The sequence below is a fragment of the Microbacterium sp. MMO-20 genome (genome assembly GCF_037147735.1).
Lineage (GTDB): Bacteria > Actinomycetota > Actinomycetes > Actinomycetales > Microbacteriaceae > Microbacterium.
In genome coordinates this window covers 211,886-229,621 of the sequence record NZ_JBBCUU010000004.1, presented here as the reverse complement: position 1 = coordinate 229,621, position 17,736 = coordinate 211,886, and the positions used below count along the sequence as shown (strand labels likewise).

Here is a 17,736-nt window from a genome sequence, read left to right as displayed (position 1 = left end):
ATCACTCTTCTTGCTTCTTGGCGGAAACAACTGGTCATCCCACGATGGCCCTTCACCGTCTACGACGACGAGAACCCCGCGGGAATTGACACCACGCTATTGGACTCACCCCATAACGGCCGAATCCGCCCGCCGACCACCCGAGCTCACCCGCGCTCACCCGCCGACGCAAGGTAGCGCGAGAGCGAGATGTCGCGGCCGGTGGTGCCGCTCTGCCTCCCGGTGAGGTACCGCCACAGCGCCGTCCCGGCGGGCGGCGCGACCCGCACCATGGTGATGCCCTCGTCACGCAGCGCCGTCGCGGTCTCGCGGTCGAGACGCTGGTCGGGCGGGGCGGGCCGCCAGTGGGCATCGAGGTAGATCTCAGCGATACGTGGTGGCCGCGATCTGCTCATCAGCTCTCCTTGCGCGTGCGTCCACATCACCGGCTCACCCGCCGCGACGTGCCCCGCGAGCGGAGCGCAGCGCTGCGGGGGCTCCGTTTCCCAGAACGGAGCGATGCGTGAAGCCGGTCCCAGCCGGCGTTCGTGTTCATTGTGGCCGATGGCGCGGCGCGACACTCCCGCCGAAACGAAGAGTTAACCGACATCAACTGATTCGTCCCCGCGGCACCACTTCGGGCAAGTGCAGGGACCACCCACCCCGCACAGATCGCCTAGATGCCGTCGTTGACGGTGCGCGTGTGCTCGATGTACTCATCGGTCACGATGTCGCTGACCATCTCGCCGACGCCGGTGTGCACGGGGTCGGCGTAGGTTCCGCCGAGGATGCACTGGATGTACCCCGGTCCGTAGCTGTTCGACGCCGGGATCAGCACGAGCCAGTGCGGCTCGACGGTGCGGTCGTAGACCTGCGCCGCGCCGGTGGGCACGAGGCTCTCCCCCGCGCTCGCGTACTCGTCGTGCAGCCGCAGGCACACCTCGATCGCCTGGTCGCCCGTCATCTCCCCCTCGGATGCCTCCGCACTCGCCGTCGACGTCGCTGACGGCGAGGGGGATGCCGAGGGTGTCGCCGTCACGCTGGGCGCGGGCGTCGCGGTGCGGGTGGCGCTCGGCGTGGGCGTCGGCGTCGGCGCCGGGCCCGCGCACCCCGTGAACCCGACGGAAGCAACGATCAGCGCCGCGACGGCGAGGCCCTTCCCCCTGAAGCTCATGTGCAGATCCTATGGCGCGGTCATGGCCCGTGGTTGGCCGAGACGGTCCACTCGTTGCCTTTGAGGTCGACGACGGAGTCGACGGCGGGGGTGTCACCCATGGTGAGGTCGTTGCCGCGGAGCTCTCCGCCGGTCGTCCCTTCTTTGACATCGACGGCTTCTGCGGTGACGGCGAAGACCTTGTTGTCGAGGACGCGGTTGCGGTCGCTGCGGTCGGGTTCGCAGGCGCTGATGTCGCACCTGTTGGATGTCGCGGTGCCGATGTAGATGCCTTCGCCGTACTCGGGTGTGGTCTTGCCGGTGTCGCTCACCACGAGCCCCTGGACGAGGTTGTCGGAGCTGCCGGCCCCCAGGTGCACGCTTTCTTGGCCGGTGTTCGTAACGATGAGGCTCTGCAGCTCGTTGTGGGACGAGCCGTCGAGCATGATGCCTTTGGCAGCGCCGGTCACCGCGAAGCCGCGCACCACCCAGTGCGAGGCGCCGTCGAGGTGGAGCGCGTAGCCGCTCGCGGTGTCGCCGCCGTCGATCCGGGCCGAGCCCGGCCCGCACAGCACGATCGGTCGGTCGTCGGTGCCCGACACGGTGATCGTGAACCGCCCCGCATAGGTCGTGTAGGCGAGGCGGATGACTGCGCCCGGCTGCGCCCCATCGAGCGCTTCTTGCAGATCGGATGCCGAGGTGCCGATCACCACGGCACCGTTCGGGCAGGCATCGATCACAAGCTCCTGGTCAGGCGCACACGCGGCGAGCGCCACCGCCACCAGCCCCGCGGCGACCGCGACCACAGCAGCGCGCCGCGCGCTTGTCACGGCAATTCGCGGCACGGCGCATCCGTCTCTGTGCTCCCCGGAGCCACAGTAGCGGTCTGTGCGGTGCCACCACCGCGCAAGGTGTCGGATCATTGGCTGCACCGCAACCCCATCACAGGCCGTAACCGCGCGTTATAGCGCGTCCGCGTGGGCAGGGAAGTCGGCTTGCCGCGTCCAGCCACGAGAAACGCCCCGTGACCGATAGTCAAAGAGGCGCGTCTCCCGTGGCAGTCAGGCGCAGAAGGCCTGGTATTCCGACGTGTCGTACTCGGAGTGGGTGGAGATGCCTGCAGAGTTCTTCTCAGCAGGGTAGGAGTTACGCTCCTCCAGCCCGACACATGTGTCCACTCCGGCAGGGACCATGTAGGTCCACCTTGTGTCGTAGTACTGCGACCGCTTGCCGTTGCTCGACGGAACGCTGCGGTACGTCGGCTTGTTCGGCCCCACCCGCTCCCAGATCTCAGGCCCCACCCAAGTCCGCCAACCTCCTCCGGCTGCCTGCAGCGTCCGCGTGACACCGTCGGGGTAGGGGGTGTAGCGAGCCCACGTCGAGAAGCACTTCACGGAGTATCGCAATTCCAGGTTTCCGTTTCTGTAGTCCCTGCGGTCCCAGGTCACGGCGTCCTGAGCGCACCCCATGGCCACGGGATCCTTGCCAGCGCAGCTGTTCTGATAACAGCCCGGGGCTCCGTTCTTGGACGGGCCAACGGCCGAGGCCGAGCCTGCACTAGTAATGCTGGCAACGAGCAGTCCGATGCCGATGAGGACAGCGACACCGCGGCTGAGCGTTGTGGTGACGTCTGAATTGCGAGCGTGAGCGGGTGCAGTCTGATCGATCATCGGAGCGAGCCTTTCAACTTGTCAGCGGGTGAACTTCACGCCGCCTGGTTTGGTGCACCCGTGCACCGCGCCCGGCGTGGTCTTAGCCTCGCCCGATAATCATTCGATGTCGAACCTCGAAATGTCCGATTCCGCATAGGAAACTATGCCAATAATGGGATGATCATGTCGAAATCGAGATCCCTCCTGGGCGGGCTTTGGCGCGTGGCTTATTCAGGAGATGACCCGAGCTCAAGTCGGTTCAGCTTCGCTCGCCCGACTGCTCGACACGGACGGGCGCATCACCGCGGGGACCATCGCCAAGTGGCGGTCTGGCGTCCAGCATCCTCGGCTCGAGGATCTTCCCGCCGTTGCACGTGCACTCCGCCTGGACCCCGTCGACATAGCGATTAGGCTCGGCGTCCTTCCACCGTCCTATTCGGGTCGCGCACACGTCGATATGGCGATCAGGCTTTCCGAACTCCAGTCAGCAGTTGCGACGTTCCAAGCAGAGCAACTCCTCCGAATGAGACGATCAGCGATGACCGAACTCGTCGAAGCCGTACTTGCACAGCCGCGCTGGGGTTTGGCCGTCGAGCCCGCCTTCGAAGGGCCGGCCGAAGATCGCATCCACCTCGCGGACCGACTTGCTTTTCGCCGCACCGACGGTGCGGATACATCCGTGGCCGACGTACTTCACGAGTTCGGGCGCCACTTGCACGGTCTCCACGCATCCGAAAGTCGGGTCGGCGGCTGGCCGCTAGGAGGGAGTGGCACTCCTGCTCGATTCTCGGTGCCCGTGTACACGCGGCCGCGCGAGCCTCAAATCTCTGCTCCCAGTTACCCGCGATGCCCCGCGGTCGTCGTTATCAGCACAACCATCAAGGCTTGGACGCCTGTGTTCGCACGCCATCTTGCCGATTCTCTCAACTATGGCCTGACGAGCGGACTCGACATCGCAGCGAGCGTGCACAACAAGTCCATCGACCAGACGCTCTCGGCAGAGCGGGCCGAGCAAACGTTTCTCCTGATCCGGAATCCGCCAGGACGCTACGTCTCGTACCACTACGAGTCGTCCGCAGCCCGCGACTCGCGCACCCTTGAGGCGCTCGCCCTGCTGCCGGATGACGGCACTAGGGTCGTGTGGCTCCGAGAAGACGACGACCTTCTCGAGTTCGCCGTGCGGCACCGGTCAGACCTTGAGAGACGGCGTCAGGAACGCGACTTCGCCGCGACACGCAACTTCCGCGACGGGGTCGACGATCTCATCGCCACGAGCCCCCGTCTACAAGGCGCAGTGATGCGCGTGGATCTCACGCTACCCCCGGGCACTTCGCCCCAGTCAGCCCCGGATGTAGTCCGACACGGTTACATCGCGGAGATCCTCGCAGCCGCGAACGACACCTACGCCGGGTTCCGTGATCGACGATGGGTCACCTGAATTGACGTGTGCTACGGGGAGGCCTGCAGCTAGTGCCGTCTGACACCAGCTCATCGGTCCGTTCGTTTCGCACATGTTGACTTTCGCTCCCAGGTACGGAGAAGTAGCTTATTCGTCCCCGCCGGCCTGAAGTCATTTGTGCCCGTCTGATTCCGCCCCTGAGGCGACCCTACAGACGACGGCGCCGAGCTCGTATGACCGCTGCTGCCAAGACGATGATCGCAACCGCGAACGCCAGGCCCGTCGCGATGGCAACCCATCCCAGCGCGCCGAATGTCAGAACTGCGGCCAACAACGCGACCCCAGCCGTCGCCCATTCCATGAGCGACACGAAGTCCTCTTGCCCGTCCATGAGGATGAACACCGCCCGGATCAGCAAGAGAAGCAGGGCCAGAACGGCTGTCGTCACACCAGCCGAGAGAGCCCACATATCCATGACTCGATCCTGACTGCGAAAAGGCCGCAGCGCGACCCTACGGCCGCCCCATCCCGAAGTAGGTCCACCCCGCCGCGCGCCACGCCGCCGCGTCGAGCCCGTTGCGCCCGTCGACGACAACCCGGCCGCGTGCCAGCGTTGACGCGTGCTCCGGGTCGAGTTCTCGCCGGTACTCGTCCCACTCGGTGACGAGCACGACCGCGTCCGCGTCGCGCAGAGCCTCATCGCGGTCGAGCACGTAGGTCAGCTGCGGGTGCACGCGCTGCGCGTTCTCGATCGCGGCCGGGTCGGTCACCGTCACGTTCGCGCCGAGCCCGTGCAGCCGCACGGCGACGTCGAGTGCGGGAGAGTCGCGGATGTCATCGGAGTGCGGCTTGAACGCCGCCCCCAGCACGGTCACGTTCTTCTCGAACACCGATCCGCCCAGACCCTCGACGACGAGCTGCACGGCACGCTCGCGACGGCGCAGGTTGATTTCGTCGACCTGCCGCAGGAACGCCACCGACTCCCCGCGCCCGAGCTCCTCCGCACGCGCCGAGAACGCGCGAATGTCTTTCGGCAGGCATCCGCCGCCGAACCCGATACCCGCGCCGAGGAATCGGCGCCCGATACGGGCGTCGTGTCCGATCGCGTCGGCGAGCTGGGTCACGTCGGCGCCGGTGACCTCGGCGATCTCGGCCATCGCGTTGATGAACGAGATCTTCGTCGCGAGGAACGCGTTGGCCGACACCTTCACCAGTTCCGCCGTCGCGTAGTCCGTGACGATGAACGGGGTCCCCTTCGCTACCGACGGGTGGTACACCTCGCGAAGAATGGATGCCGCCCGCTCCCCCTCCTCGCCAGCCGGGACGCCCGCGACGAGGCGGTCGGGGTCGACCGTGTCCTGCACGGCGAAACCCTCTCGCAGGAACTCGGGGTTCCACACGAGCGTCGCACCGGTCTCCGAGACCCGCGGAGCGAGCCCCGCCGCCGTCCCGACCGGCACGGTCGACTTACCCGCGACGATGTCGCCTTCAGCGAGATACGGCAGCAACCCGTCGATTGCGGCGTTCACGTAGGTGAGGTCGGCCGCGTAGCCGTCCTTCTGCTGCGGCGTGCCGACGCCGACGAAGTGGACCCTCGCGCCAGCAGCCTCGGCCATGTCGGTCGTGAACCGCAGATTGCCCGCCGCGATCCCCGCCGTCAGGATCTCCTGCAGCCCGGGCTCGAAGAACGGCGCTTCGCCCTTCGACAGCGCGTCGATCTTGCGCTGGTCGACGTCGATACCGACGACCTCATGACCGATGGATGCCATGGCGGCGGCATGCACCGCGCCGAGGTAGCCACAACCGATGACAGAGAACCTCATATATACCTCCCAGTAAAACCGCGATCCTCACCATTTGCGTGAGAAGCACTCACTAGCAGAGACCAATTGGCTTAGAAATTACGCCCGGCCCCGATCACCGCGCCAACGACGCGACGCAAATACCCACAGAGAAATGAGAACTCCCTGGAACGGCTCCCGCAGCACCGAGGGCACGAGCGCCAACAGCAAGACAAAGACAATGGCACCCGCGGAGACGCAGATGGCAAGATTCAGATAGACAGACAGACCAGCGAGATTACCGAAGGCGCTAATAGCCCACACGACTACAAATACCGGCAGCGAGAAGAGGACGCCCACCAAATTGGATGTGATCGCAGACCGAGGACTCAAGCCGATCGTGTACACCAGAAGGAAGTAGTTGACAAGCATTCCTGCCAGACCTACGACGAACATCCCGTAGGCAACACCAATCGTGGACCACGACAAGCCGAAAACAACAATAATCGCAATCGAGACAATCGACTTCACCAGGTTCACCAGCGCACCGAGCTTCATGCGATCCGCTGCCATCAGTATCGCACCCATCGGATTGCCCACCGCCCGGGTGTATCCCGCTAGCGCAAGCACTTGGAGTACAGGAGTGACCCACAGCCAGCTCGATCCGAACACAGCCACCACAAAAGTAGGTCCCGCCGCTATGAGGCCAAAAAGAATAGGCCCATTGAGTATCGCTGCCGCTGAAATCACAGATGCAGAACCAGCTGCAAGGCGTGTACGCGAGTTCTGCACTTGTGATAGCACGGGGAAAGCAACTCGAGTCAAGATGGTGTTGACGCGAGCGGGGAAGTTAACTGCATACGTCGTCGCCAAGTTGTAACCGCCCAGCGCCGAAGGCGATACAACCCGACCAACGACTAGCGTGCCAGCATTTGCGGAGGCGAAGGAAATTAGCGAATCGAGGGACTGGAACACCCCGAAAGACAAAAAGCGTCGGGTTTCTGCAAACTTGAAGTGAAACTCCAGACGAAATGCCGAACGAGCCAAGAGCACCAGACATGCGCTCCTAATGATCACCGCAAATACATACGAGACAAGTACACCGAACGCCCCCGCATCAAAATAGGCAGCAAGTATACTCAAAACTGCGTACGCCAAGGTGAATGCTAGCTCAGTTAGTGCAACTGAGCGAAAGCGCAAGTCACGCTCCAATACACCTCGCGGTACTTGCGCAAAAGGACTTACAACAAACACCACAGCGAGCAGCGCCGTCAGCGTCGCAATCTGCGGGTCGCGGAAGAACAACCCAACCAGCGGCGATGTCAGCAGGGTTAGAATGGCCACAAGCACTCCGACCATCACGTTTAACCAGCTTAGCGATGAGAGCTCCGACGCAGTCGCAGTTTGTCTCTGTATGATCGAATTTGATATGCCCATCGTCGCGATGAGGTCTGCGAACGCCGTTATCACCAGTACGGCGGCCACAACCCCCAAATCATGGGGGGTCAAGAGTCGTGCTAAAACTGCGAGTTGGACAATTTGTACTATTGCCCCAAGCACAACTGCAATGCCTATCCATGCGCTTCCCCGAATCGACTTAGACGTTAAGGACATTAGTCCCCCAAGCTGCGGTTTGAGGACTTCGTGCGTTCGATGATTGCATCTATAAGGGATGCCGATCGCGACCAGGTATAGCGGCTCACATTCTCGTATCCCTTGACGCGCAACTGTTCGGCGAGACCCTTATCCGATACCACCCGCTGGATCGCCGCGCGGATTTCCTCAGTGTCATCAGGGTCGAAGTAGACGGCAGATTCCCCCAGCACCTCGGGTATTGATGCAGCCGCCGAAGCGGCGACCACGGTACCTAATGCCTGAGCTTCCAAGGGCGGAATTCCGAATCCCTCATAAAGGGAGGGGAACACAAAAACTTCCGCGCCCGCGTACAATTTGAGCAATTCCGGGTCCTCAACCGATCCCACAAGTGTTACAGATTTCGGCAGACTATATGTCTGGCGGGAAAAGGTTTTAGCCTGCGAGCCCACAATGACCAATCGTTCCACCGGTAATCGATCCGCATTGCTGAAGGCTTCTATGAGACGGGCAATGTTCTTATGCGAATTCGGCGAGGATACTGCTAGCGCGTAGGGGGCACCCGATCTGACCAAAACTGGTGACCGCCTGAAGAAGGCTGACACCCCATTGGGCACAACATGGATCTTACCCGCGGGAATCCGGTAATGGCTCGATATCTCCCGGCGGGAGAACTCTGACACAGTGATTATAGCCAATGAATTCTTTAGAAATGGCGGGACAATGAATCCGTAAAGGAGGCGAAATTGCCAACTGAAACTTTGCGGAAATCTGACGTAGGTTATGTCATGGTGGGTGACGATTTGATTTCCGTACCACACGGGGGCTGTACTCGCGAGATTAAGCAGGAGAGGCGAACCGTTCCTTCGAAGATATAGCGGGAGTTGCATCTGTTCCCACTTGTGACCCGAACCGGAACCTACGTGTACAACGTCGCAACCATCGAGGCCATCAGGGATAGCGGTACCGCTGGGAGCAACGATCACAATCTGTCGAAGACGCGCAAGTTCACGCAAGCTTTCAAGCGCAAACCTTTGCACCCCAGTTATTCGCTGGGTTAGAAAGCGTCCATTGACCACTACTGATCCGGATCCTGGCTTTTCACTGTTCAAAATTGCTACTCGCTCCGATTTTCCGTTTGGGCTAAGCCCCACTCGCTGTTCAATGAGGGCATACAATTTCGCATGCCGCGATCGTGCACCGAGCGAGGCCCATAGCGCAAAAAAAGACTCGCTCGGGTTCTGGGGTTCATCGCACTACAGCGCAACTTACCGTGGAGCCCGCGGGATTCGAATCAATCTCTCCCGCTATCAACTGAATATCTGAATCGTCGAATATCGCGCGGCTTTGGATGTCGTTCCCGCCACCGCCGACGTTCTCTGCTGCAAGTCCCGTACGTGAGCCAGCAGAACGAATATCTGGAAACGTCCAGTGTGGCCTACAGTTTAGACCAATGACCTTCAGACGACTCTTCAGTGAGCAGGATTTAAGCCACAGATCGTCAGCAGACGGCGCCAACGTCCAAAACAGCGTCCCTCTCGATGCAATTTGATCCAGAAGCGAAGGGGGATAGGCGACACCTCCCACGCCGATCGGCAAATGCCGATATCCGACTGACATCGGGGGGGATGGCACCCAATTGGCATAGGGAAGCAAGTCGTTGCCGTCGACCGCCATGACACGAGTTCGGTGAGCAACTATATGATCGGGGTACGCTTCACTAACGACCAATAGATCGCGTAGCCACCCACGTGGGTAGAACACATCGTCGTCACAAGTAACGAAGACGCTGCGGTCTCTAGTATGCGAGACGCAATAGGGAAAGTACTTCTTGTGCGATCGCCAGTCGTAACAAGTGAGAATTTCCAACCCCCTCGACGTAAGCCGTCGCAGAGCCGGCGTAATTCGTGGTCGGTCATCGTCGCTAATCCACAACATGATTCGCTTCGGTCGAACAGTCCCGGCGCCGATGCTCTCGATTGCAAGATGCACCGTCTCTAAGCGTCGGCCGTACGAGGTCAACGACACTACCGCAGGACTACTTGCGTCGACCAGGCGATGGTGGGATAGCCGGCTTGATAGCTCGAATCGAGCACGCTTGTAGTACGAGAGAAGCCGACTGCGTGAGGAACGCAGGTACCGCGCGGCCAGATTCCTGCCAGCAATCACTGCATAGTCCCGTCGGGTCTCAATCTGACTTTATCGTCGACCGTGAGGGATATCTCTTCGATCATTCTGTCCATCTCGTGTGCAACCCTGTCCCAATTGAATTCATCAGCGCGAATAACGCACTCCCGACGCTTGGCTTCAAGGAGAGATGGGTCGCGACAAAGTTCGGACATGTAGGCGACCATCTCCGAAATCGGGTCCGCGTTCAGTGGAGAAATCACATGACCGGCGCCTTGCACAACCTCGGCGAGCCCGCCTCGACCTATAACAACCGGTATGCATCCTCGCGACATAGCCTCTACCGCCACCATGCCGAACGGTTCATCCCATTGACAAGGAAACACAAAAAGATCCGAGTCCTCAAATTGCCTGAGGACATCTGCATGCGGTAGGGGACCCAAATAGGCGGCCGTGTGTTCACCATACGTCGCGTTGAGCCTTCCGATGTCATCTATGACTGCGGATAGGTACGCGGTTCGACCGGATATACGGAACGAGTGCTAGACGGTTTTACACGCAGACCGGATTCGAAAGCAGGCATCCCCCCATGAAGAACAAGCTCTCCCAGGCTGTCGCGGCGAGCATCGTCGCGGTGGGCCTTCTGTTCGCAGCCCCCGCCGCCGCGCAGGCGTACACGCCGACCGGCCCCAACACGACCACCATCACGATCACCGCTGGCGGAACGTACGACTTCAGCGGCTTCACGGCCGGCGCCGATGTCACGTTCACGCTCGTCGGCGAGAACGCGGCCGGTGCCTCGCTCGCCTACGCGAAGCTCGCCGTCAACTCCTCGTCGCCCGTCACCAAGACGGCGAGCGAGACCGGTGTCGCGACGGTGTCGGTGACGCTGCCCTCGAACGCCAGCGGTTCCTACGAGCTCTCCGCCACCGGAACCCGCGCGTCCTCCGAGGCCGGCGGCTCGTCTACGCTCCCCTCCACGGGTGGCGACAGCGACTCGCTGCTCGGCATCTGGATCGGCGGCGGCGCGCTCGTGCTCGCCGGCGCCACGATCGCGGTGGGCGCATCCGTCCGTCGTGGTCGCCAGCAGGCAGACGCCTGACGAACACCCTTCACACGAACCCCCGCTCGGCTCAGCCGGGCGGGGGTTCGTCGTTGGACGGGACTTCACCACGCCCAGCGAGCGATGCGCCGCCGAGCGCCCGCGGTATCCGGCGTCTCAGGCGGGCGACAGTGAGGTGACGGTCGCGGTCACGAGGATCGGCAGGTGATCGCTGCGCCCCTGCGGCAACGTCGTCACGGTCTCGATCTCGAATCCCACGCTCGTCGCGAAGTCGTAATGCCCGCGGAAGAACTTGTACCTTGTGTACGTGCGGGCATCGCTGAGGCTCAGCTCGTACCCTGCCTCGCGGACCTTCTGACCGAGGTTCTCCTTGAACACGGGGTAGTTGTAATCTCCGACCATGAGGATCGGCAGGCGATCGCCGAGCCCCGCGAGCTCTTCGAGCGCCGCCGTGATCTGCTTGCGCCGCAATGAGTTGAGCGCTGTCAGCGGCGCCGCGTGGAAGCTCGCGACAATGAGCTCGCGCCCGTGATCGATGTCGCGGACGCGCACCGCGAGCATCCGCTCCTCGGCAGGCTTGAGCACGCGATCATGCAGCGACTTCTTCAGGGCGAGGGTGCGCACCTCCAGCGCCGTGAACGTGTTCGCCCGCAGGTACACCGCAAGCCCCAGCCGGTTGCGCGCCGTCGCATCGACGAGCTGCAAGCCGGCGACCTCCGCGGGGAGCGCGTCGGTCTCCGCCTCCTGCAGGCACAGGATGTCGGCATCCGTCGACTCCACGAGATCGTCGAGCTCGCCGATCGCCTTGTGCTTGTTGAGGTTGTACGAGATCACCTTCATGGTGCCGCCAGCCTAGGCCCGCAAACCGGGGATCCGCCCAGTCTTGACACAGCATTGCGTGGGTGTCGGCCGCGTGTGGTCAGTCGGTGTCGAGAGAGCGATGCGCCCGGGTCTGCTCGGCGCGCGCGGCGAGCAGGTCGTCGGCGGGGTAGCCGACCTCGGTCAGCGTGAGGCCGCGCGCCGCGAGCACCTTCACCGCGGCCGTGCGCACGCCCTCGTCGCGGATGCGCGAAACGTCGGCGGCATCCAGCCGTCCTTCGCCGACGGCGACGCACGCTCCGACGAGTGCGCGCACCATGCTGTGGCAGAAGGCATCCGCCTTGACGTTCGCGACGAGGATGCCGAGGTCGTCGCGCCGCCAGCCGAACTCGAGCAGCGTGCGGATCGTCGTCGCGCCCTCACGCCATTTGCAGTACGCCGCGAAGTCGTGAAGGCCGCGCAGGGAGCGCGCCGCGGCATCCATCGCGGCGACGTCGAGGTGCGCCTTCACTGTTGTCGTGCGGGCTCGCTCGAGCGGATCGTAGGCGGTCGCGAGGTCGGCGACGCGGTACTCGTACCGGCGCCAGACGGCGGAGAAACGCGCGTCGAAGCCGGGCGCCGCTTCCGCGGTGCGATGCACGGCGACATCCGGGTAGGGGCCGAGCACGCCGGTCAGGCGGGCGGCGAGCGCCTCGGGCGTGGGGTTGCGCCCCTTGCGCAGGCGGGCGAGCTGCGCCTCGGTGAGATCGAGGTGGGCGACCTGCGCCGCGGCATGCACCCCGGCATCCGTCCGTCCGGCGACGACGAGCTGCGGCTCGCCGCCGAGCACGCGGGTGATCGCCTGCTCGAGCACGCCCTGCACCGTACGCAGCCCGGGCTGCCGCGCCCAGCCGCGGAAGGCGGTGCCGTCGTAGGCGAGATCGAGGCGCAGACGCACCCCGTCAGCCTAGCCGGGCGGGCGCGGGCCCTTCTGCGTTCAGGGTCGCGACGTACACTTGTCGTGCCGCCTCCTCCCCCCGTTCGACCCCTCACTTCGTCATGCCTTCCTCCCCTGCCCCCCGCTACGCGGGACTCGACGGTCTTCGCGCCGTCGCGGTCCTGCTGGTCGTCGTCTACCACCTGTTCCCGAGCGCGTTCCTGCACTCCGGATTCGTCGGTGTGGATGCCTTCTTCGTCATCTCCGGGTTCCTCATCACCTCGCTCCTGCTGCGGGAGCGGGCGGCGACCGGCCGCATCGCACTGCGCGCGTTCTGGGTGCGCCGCGCGCGGCGACTGCTGCCGGCACTCGCCCTCGTCGTGACGGTGAGCGCGAGCGCGGCGTGGCTCGTCGGCGGCGACGTGCTCGTCGGCCTCGGCCGGCAGGTGCTGGGGGCGGCGACCTTCTCGTACAACTGGCTGTCGATCGCCGCCGGCACGTCGTACTTCTCGGCCGGCATGGCGGGCGGCCAGCCCGAGCTGCTGCGGAACCTGTGGTCGCTCGCCGTCGAAGAGCAGTTCTATGTCCTGTGGCCCCTGTTGCTGCCACTCGTGCTGCTCGTGCGCGGCCGCGTCGCCCGTGTCGCCGTCGCGCTCGCGCTGGCGACCGGCTCGGCGGTGTGGGCAGTCGCCGCGCAAGCGGGCGGCGCGAGCATCACTCGCGCCTACTTCGGCACCGACACACACGCGTTCGGCCTCCTCCTCGGAGTCGCCGTCGCGTTCGCGCTCTCCCCCTCCCCCTCCCCCTCCCCCTCCCCCGAGGGTGCACTCGTTCGCCCCGAAGGTGCACTCGCTCCCGCCGCAACGCGCCGCATCGCCGCGACGCTCGCCACGGTCGGAGTCGTCGCGCTCACGGCGCTCGTCGTCATCTCCGCGTGGCCCGGCGGCGCGTCGAACTATCCGATGGTGCCGCTCGCGGCATCCCTCGCCACGGCCGTCCTCATCGCCGCGGCCGTTCACCCGGCATCGCCGCTCGGAGCGGCGCTGGACGTCGCGCCGCTGCGCTGGATCGGCGAGCGGTCATACGGAATCTACCTGTGGCACTGGCCCGTCGTCGTCCTCCTCGGGCAGGCGGCCGTCGGACGATTCACGGATGCCACGGTGCCGATTCCCGTCGGCATCGCAGCGGCCCTCGTCACGACTGTCGCGGCGGCGCTGTCCTATCGTCTGCTCGAGCAGCCCGTGCGACGCCTCGGGTTCCGCGGCGCTCTGCGCGCGCTCGGCGCACGCCTCGGCGGCGCGCCCGCACGGCGGTTCGGTGCCCTCACGACGCTCGCCGCCGGCGTCCTCGTGGTGGGCGGCACGACGGCCGCTGTCGCCGCCGCCCCGGCCGTCTCCTCGAGCGAGGCCGTCGTCGCCGCGGGAGCTCGAGCGCTGGCGGAGGCATCCGCAGCGCCGTCCGCCGCGACGACACCGCGAGCCGCATCGGAACCGAGCGCACTCGGCGCCGCGCCCAGCCCCTCGCCGACCCCCTCTCCTGCCTCGGATGCGACGCCACGCACGGGCCGACACGGCAAGCCACTGCCCCCGCCGCCCGCCGAAGTGAGCGGCGACCGCATCACAGCTGTCGGCGACTCGGTGATGCTCGCCTCCGCCGAGGGACTGCTGGGGCGATTCCCCGGAATCCAGGTCGACGCCGCCGTGTCGCGATCGATGTGGGCGGGCGGCGAGATCATCGACGGGCTGTCCGCGCAGGGCGCGCTGCGCGACTACCTCGTCGTCGGACTCGGGACCAACGGCCCCGTCGACGGCGCCGACCTGCAGGAGATCTACGACACCCTCGGCCCGCACCGCTCGCTCGTGCTCGTGACGGCCTATGCGCCGCGCGACTGGATCCCCGGCGTCAACGCGGAACTCGCCGCCTTCGCAGCGTCGCACCCGCGCGTCGTGCTCGCCGACTGGTCGCAGGCGATCGCGCCGCACCTCGACTACCTCGCCGGCGACGAGATCCACCCCGGCCCCACCGGCGGCCAGCTCTACGCCGCTACCGTCGCCGATGCCGTGGATGCCGCCGAGAATCAGCGCGCCGAGGTCGCCTACCAGGTCGCGCTCGTCCGCTGGGCGACGGCGCGCGCCCTGGCATCCGCCGCCTCTCCGACGCCCTGACGCGCGACGGCCGGGCGAGCACTTTCTCAGGAACGGTGGCGCCGTTGCTGGCGGCGCCGCGCGGCTTCGCGGGGATCCTCGCCCGAGACCCGGAGAATCTCTCCTGAGAACGTGCTCGCCGCTCGGCGCAGCACGATGCTGACGGCTCACTGCGGCCGCCGCGACGGCGCCCGCAGGATGCCCCGCAGGAGCGCGAGCACCTCGTCAGGGCGGTAGAGGATGTCTTCCGCGATCGGACGCACGGTGGTGTATCCCCGCGCGGCGGCCGCGAGGTCGCGACGGAGGTCGCGCCGACGTTCCGCCCACGTCGAATGAAAGCCCCGACTGTCGCATTCGACGACGAGCCATCCGTCGACCAGGAGGTCGACGCGGCCAACGCCGTCGATCTGCACCTGCACGTCAACGTGCGCTCCGAGCTGTCGGAGCATGAGTCGTACGAGCGTCTCGGTTCCCGATTCGGCGCGCGCATCGGTCAGCGCGAGGAGGACGCCGAAGCGCGCAGGAAGGGATGCGAACAGCTCCTCGAGGGCATCGCTTGTCAGCAGGCCGAGGTACAGCAGACTGTCGAGGGACGCGATCGCATGGCGCGGCTGCGTGCACCGCAGCATATCCCGCACGGCGTCGAGCAGGGAGACGACGCCGCGCGTAGGACCGCACTCCCACGCGTCCGACCAGTGGAAGCACAACCCCGATCGCGGCAGGCGAGCCCGCTCGCGGAGACGGCTCGCGTGCGCGCCGACGCGCACATGGAATCGCGCGTCGTCGAAGACGAACACCGACAGCGCGACCAGCAGACTCACACAGGTGAGGCGCCCACCCAGGCGCACCGCGCGGTCGAGGCTCGCCGTCCAGAGATCCGCTGCCCCATCGCCGAACACATACCGATCACGTCGCAGGCGGACCAACTCGCCTCGCTCCAGTGCCGCCGTCAGGCGCCGACGGGTGTACCCCAGCGCGGCGAGCTCGGCGCGTGCGAGCACGCGTTCGTGGGGACGGAAGGGCGCTGAAGTCGACACGCCCTCACTGTGGCGGCGTTGCATTACCCCCGGGCGGGACGAGTGGAGATCTGTGGACGGCTCCGCACAATCGCACCCTGTGGAGCAGTCGATTCGACTCCGGATCGGGCTTCGCACGCGCACTTTCTCAGGAGCGGCACCCCTCGACGCGCACGCACACCGCACCGATCTCCCTCCCGTGAACGCTCGCGCCCGCAGCGCTCCTGAGAAAGTGCACATACGATCTCGGTACCCCGCGACGGCCCAGCACCGACAGCCGCGCCGCCGGCACGATGCGCCGCCCGCACACCCGCACGCCCGCGCGCCCGCACACCCGCACACCCGCACGAAAGACGAAAGCCCGCACCCGGAGAACCGGGTGCGGGCTTTCGTGCGCGGGGAGGCTTACTCGGCCTTCTCCTCCGCGGGGGTCTCGACGGCGTCGGCCGCGGCAGCCTCAGCCGCCTCGCCCTCGGCCTGCGACTCGGCACCGGCGTCGGCGGCGGTCTCCTCGACGGGAGCCTCCTCGGCCGGGGCCTCCTCGACGACCGGCGCCGCCTCGGCGGCCGGAGCAGCCTTCTTGGTCGCCTTCTTCTTCGGCGTCACGGGCTCGAGGACGAGCTCGATGCGGGCCATGGGGGCGTTGTCACCCTTGCGGTTGCCGATCTTCGTGATGCGCGTGTAGCCGCCGTCGCGCTCCGCGACCTGAGGAGCGATCTCGGCGAAGAGGACGTGCACGACCTCCTTGTCGCCGATGACCGACAGCACCCGACGACGGGCGTGCAGGTCGCCGCGCTTGGCGAACGTGATGAGGCGCTCGGCGAGGGGACGCAGGCGCTTGGCCTTGGTCTCCGTCGTCGTGATCGCACCGTGCGTGTACAGCGCGGCGGCGAGGTTGGCGAGCAGCAGGCGCTCGTGGGCGGGGCCGCCTCCGAGGCGGGGACCCTTGGTGGGCTTGGGCATGTCAATTACTCCAGTGGAAAGGTGTCAGCAGACCGGTCGGGCGCCGATCAGATGGTCTCGTCGTCGTAGCCGCCGTAGAAGTGCGCGCCGTCGAACCCGGGCACCGAGTCCTTGAGCGACAGTCCGAGCGAGATGAGCTTGTCGCGCACCTCGTCGACCGACTTCTGACCGAAGTTGCGGATGTTCATCAGCTGCGTCTCGGAGAGGGCGACCAGCTCCGACACCGTGTTGATGCCCTCGCGCTTCAGGCAGTTGTACGAACGGACCGAGAGGTCCAGGTCCTCGATCGGCATCGACAGCTCGCCGGAGACGACCTCCGCGACCGGCGCCGGGCCGATCTCGATGCCCTCGGCCTCGACGTTCAGCTCGCGAGCGAGGCCGAACAGCTCCGTCAGGGTGCGACCGGCCGACGCGACGGCGTCGCGCGGCGTGATCGACGGCTTCGCCTCGACGTCCAGCACGAGCTTGTCGAAGTCGGTGCGCTCACCCGCACGCGTCGCGTCGACGCGGTACGACACCTTGAGCACGGGCGAGTAGATCGAGTCGATCGGGATCTGCCCCGCCTCGGCGTACTCGTTGCGGTTCTGCGTCGCCGAGACGTAGCCGCGGCCACGCTCGATCGTGAGCTCGAGCTCGAAGCGGGCCGAGTCGTTGAGGGTCGCGATCACGAGTTCGGGGTTGTGCACCTCGACACCCGCGGGAGCCGAGATGTCGGCGGCCGTGACTTCACCCGCACCGGTCTTGCGCAGGTACGCCGTGATGGGCTCGTCACGCTCTGACGAGACCACGAGCTGCTTGATGTTGAGGATGATCTCGGTGACATCCTCCTTCACGCCCGGGATGGTGCTGAACTCGTGCAGCACGCCGTCGATGCGGATGCTGGTGACCGCAGCCCCGGGGATCGAGGAGAGCAGGCTGCGACGCAGCGCGTTGCCGATGGTGTAACCGAAACCGGGCTCGAGCGGCTCGATGACGAACCGGCTGCGGAACTCGCCGATCTTCTCCTCGGTCAGAGTGGGACGCTGTGCGATGAGCACTATGTGTTCCTTTCCGTCACGTGCCCGCTATATGACACGTGCGATTGCATGAGGTGTTGAGTTGTGTAAGACGACGGCGGATGCCGGGGCATCC

The 17,736-nt window shown here is 65.4% G+C and carries 18 protein-coding genes; 3 read left to right on the top strand and 15 right to left on the bottom strand.

All coding sequences use genetic code 11. The features are described from left to right. Window positions 1-146 precede the first annotated feature (146 nt). The 5 genes from WFI52_RS08110 to WFI52_RS08090 all read right to left on the bottom strand — a co-directional run bounded on the left by WFI52_RS08110 (window position 147) and on the right by WFI52_RS08090 (window position 3,511). Window positions 147-395, bottom strand: a complete 249-nt coding sequence (locus WFI52_RS08110; protein WP_336626691.1) for a hypothetical protein — start codon at window positions 393-395, stop codon at window positions 147-149. Between the two features lie 260 nt (window positions 396-655). Further along, complete coding sequence (locus WFI52_RS08105; RefSeq protein ID WP_336626690.1) at window positions 656-1,153, bottom strand: hypothetical protein; 498 nt, start codon at window positions 1,151-1,153, stop codon at window positions 656-658. A gap of 20 nt (window positions 1,154-1,173) precedes the next feature. Further along, the gene (locus WFI52_RS08100; RefSeq protein WP_336626689.1) at window positions 1,174-1,977 is read right to left on the bottom strand and encodes a hypothetical protein; all 804 of its coding nucleotides are present in this window, start codon (window positions 1,975-1,977) and stop codon (window positions 1,174-1,176) included. 216 nt (window positions 1,978-2,193) lie between these two features. Then, window positions 2,194-2,802 (bottom strand): DUF2690 domain-containing protein, encoded by a 609-nt coding sequence (locus WFI52_RS08095; protein ID WP_336626688.1) that lies wholly within the window; start codon window positions 2,800-2,802, stop codon window positions 2,194-2,196. A 514-nt stretch (window positions 2,803-3,316) separates the two neighbouring features. Beyond that, complete coding sequence (locus WFI52_RS08090; RefSeq protein WP_336626687.1) at window positions 3,317-3,511, bottom strand: hypothetical protein; 195 nt, start codon at window positions 3,509-3,511, stop codon at window positions 3,317-3,319. Between the two features lie 168 nt (window positions 3,512-3,679). Here WFI52_RS08090 and WFI52_RS08085 point away from each other — a divergent pair, with 168 nt between their 5' ends. Further along, entirely contained in the window at window positions 3,680-4,222 is a 543-nt protein-coding gene (locus WFI52_RS08085; protein ID WP_336626686.1) for a hypothetical protein, read from the top strand. Between the two features lie 169 nt (window positions 4,223-4,391). Here the strand turns inward: WFI52_RS08085 and WFI52_RS08080 are convergent, their stop codons facing one another. From WFI52_RS08080 to WFI52_RS14190, 5 genes are all read right to left on the bottom strand, one after another. Further along, a complete protein-coding gene (locus WFI52_RS08080) occupies window positions 4,392-4,658 on the bottom strand; it encodes a hypothetical protein (RefSeq protein ID WP_336626685.1) in 267 nt (88 codons plus the stop codon). A gap of 37 nt (window positions 4,659-4,695) precedes the next feature. Further along, the gene (locus WFI52_RS08075; RefSeq protein ID WP_336626684.1) at window positions 4,696-6,006 is read right to left on the bottom strand and encodes a UDP-glucose dehydrogenase family protein; all 1,311 of its coding nucleotides are present in this window, start codon (window positions 6,004-6,006) and stop codon (window positions 4,696-4,698) included. Between the two features lie 78 nt (window positions 6,007-6,084). After that, on the bottom strand, window positions 6,085-7,578 hold the full coding sequence (locus WFI52_RS08070) for an MOP flippase family protein (protein WP_336626683.1): 1,494 nt from the start codon (window positions 7,576-7,578) through the stop codon (window positions 6,085-6,087). Further along, window positions 7,578-8,597: a glycosyltransferase family 4 protein gene (locus WFI52_RS08065; RefSeq protein ID WP_336626701.1), complete on the bottom strand. Its 1,020-nt coding sequence runs from the start codon at window positions 8,595-8,597 to the stop codon at window positions 7,578-7,580. The genes WFI52_RS08070 and WFI52_RS08065 overlap by 1 nt, the downstream gene beginning before the upstream one ends. Before the next feature lie 1,125 nt (window positions 8,598-9,722). Then, window positions 9,723-10,127 carry a glycosyltransferase gene (locus WFI52_RS14190; protein ID WP_442927721.1) on the bottom strand — a complete coding sequence of 135 codons (405 nt, stop codon included), beginning with the start codon at window positions 10,125-10,127 and terminating at the stop codon, window positions 9,723-9,725. Between the two features lie 146 nt (window positions 10,128-10,273). Here WFI52_RS14190 and WFI52_RS08060 point away from each other — a divergent pair, with 146 nt between their 5' ends. Continuing rightward, window positions 10,274-10,786: an LPXTG cell wall anchor domain-containing protein gene (locus tag WFI52_RS08060; RefSeq protein ID WP_336626682.1), complete on the top strand. Its 513-nt coding sequence runs from the start codon at window positions 10,274-10,276 to the stop codon at window positions 10,784-10,786. A gap of 117 nt (window positions 10,787-10,903) precedes the next feature. On the opposite strand, the gene WFI52_RS08055 is transcribed toward WFI52_RS08060, so the two are convergent. Then, window positions 10,904-11,587, bottom strand: coding sequence for an endonuclease/exonuclease/phosphatase family protein (locus tag WFI52_RS08055; RefSeq protein WP_336626681.1), 684 nt, complete (start codon window positions 11,585-11,587; stop codon window positions 10,904-10,906). 79 nt (window positions 11,588-11,666) lie between these two features. After that, on the bottom strand, window positions 11,667-12,503 hold the full coding sequence (truA, locus tag WFI52_RS08050) for a tRNA pseudouridine(38-40) synthase TruA (RefSeq protein ID WP_336626680.1): 837 nt from the start codon (window positions 12,501-12,503) through the stop codon (window positions 11,667-11,669). 101 nt (window positions 12,504-12,604) lie between these two features. On the opposite strand from truA, the gene WFI52_RS08045 reads away from it, so the two are divergent. Further along, entirely contained in the window at window positions 12,605-14,647 is a 2,043-nt protein-coding gene (locus WFI52_RS08045; RefSeq protein ID WP_336637403.1) for an acyltransferase family protein, read from the top strand. A gap of 146 nt (window positions 14,648-14,793) precedes the next feature. On the opposite strand, the gene WFI52_RS08040 is transcribed toward WFI52_RS08045, so the two are convergent. The 3 genes from WFI52_RS08040 to WFI52_RS08030 form a co-directional block, all read right to left on the bottom strand. Continuing rightward, on the bottom strand, window positions 14,794-15,663 hold the full coding sequence (locus WFI52_RS08040) for a hypothetical protein (RefSeq protein WP_336626678.1): 870 nt from the start codon (window positions 15,661-15,663) through the stop codon (window positions 14,794-14,796). Window positions 15,664-16,047: 384 nt separating this feature from the next. Continuing rightward, window positions 16,048-16,605: a 50S ribosomal protein L17 gene (gene rplQ, locus WFI52_RS08035; protein ID WP_336626677.1), complete on the bottom strand. Its 558-nt coding sequence runs from the start codon at window positions 16,603-16,605 to the stop codon at window positions 16,048-16,050. A 47-nt stretch (window positions 16,606-16,652) separates the two neighbouring features. After that, window positions 16,653-17,642, bottom strand: coding sequence for a DNA-directed RNA polymerase subunit alpha (locus tag WFI52_RS08030; protein ID WP_196323697.1), 990 nt, complete (start codon window positions 17,640-17,642; stop codon window positions 16,653-16,655). Window positions 17,643-17,736: the final 94 nt, after the last annotated feature.

Coding starts and splice junctions, on each gene's coding strand:
- WFI52_RS08110 (WP_336626691.1), bottom strand. CDS start 395: ATGAGCAGATCGCGGCCACCACGTATCGCTGAGATCTACCTCGATGCC.
- WFI52_RS08105 (WP_336626690.1), bottom strand. CDS start 1,153: ATGAGCTTCAGGGGGAAGGGCCTCGCCGTCGCGGCGCTGATCGTTGCT.
- WFI52_RS08095 (WP_336626688.1), bottom strand. CDS start 2,802: ATGATCGATCAGACTGCACCCGCTCACGCTCGCAATTCAGACGTCACC.
- WFI52_RS08080 (WP_336626685.1), bottom strand. CDS start 4,658: ATGGATATGTGGGCTCTCTCGGCTGGTGTGACGACAGCCGTTCTGGCC.
- WFI52_RS08075 (WP_336626684.1), bottom strand. CDS start 6,006: ATGAGGTTCTCTGTCATCGGTTGTGGCTACCTCGGCGCGGTGCATGCC.
- WFI52_RS08070 (WP_336626683.1), bottom strand. CDS start 7,578: ATGTCCTTAACGTCTAAGTCGATTCGGGGAAGCGCATGGATAGGCATT.
- WFI52_RS08060 (WP_336626682.1), top strand. CDS start 10,274: ATGAAGAACAAGCTCTCCCAGGCTGTCGCGGCGAGCATCGTCGCGGTG.
- WFI52_RS08055 (WP_336626681.1), bottom strand. CDS start 11,587: ATGAAGGTGATCTCGTACAACCTCAACAAGCACAAGGCGATCGGCGAG.
- WFI52_RS08045 (WP_336637403.1), top strand. CDS start 12,605: ATGCCTTCCTCCCCTGCCCCCCGCTACGCGGGACTCGACGGTCTTCGC.
- rplQ (WP_336626677.1), bottom strand. CDS start 16,605: ATGCCCAAGCCCACCAAGGGTCCCCGCCTCGGAGGCGGCCCCGCCCAC.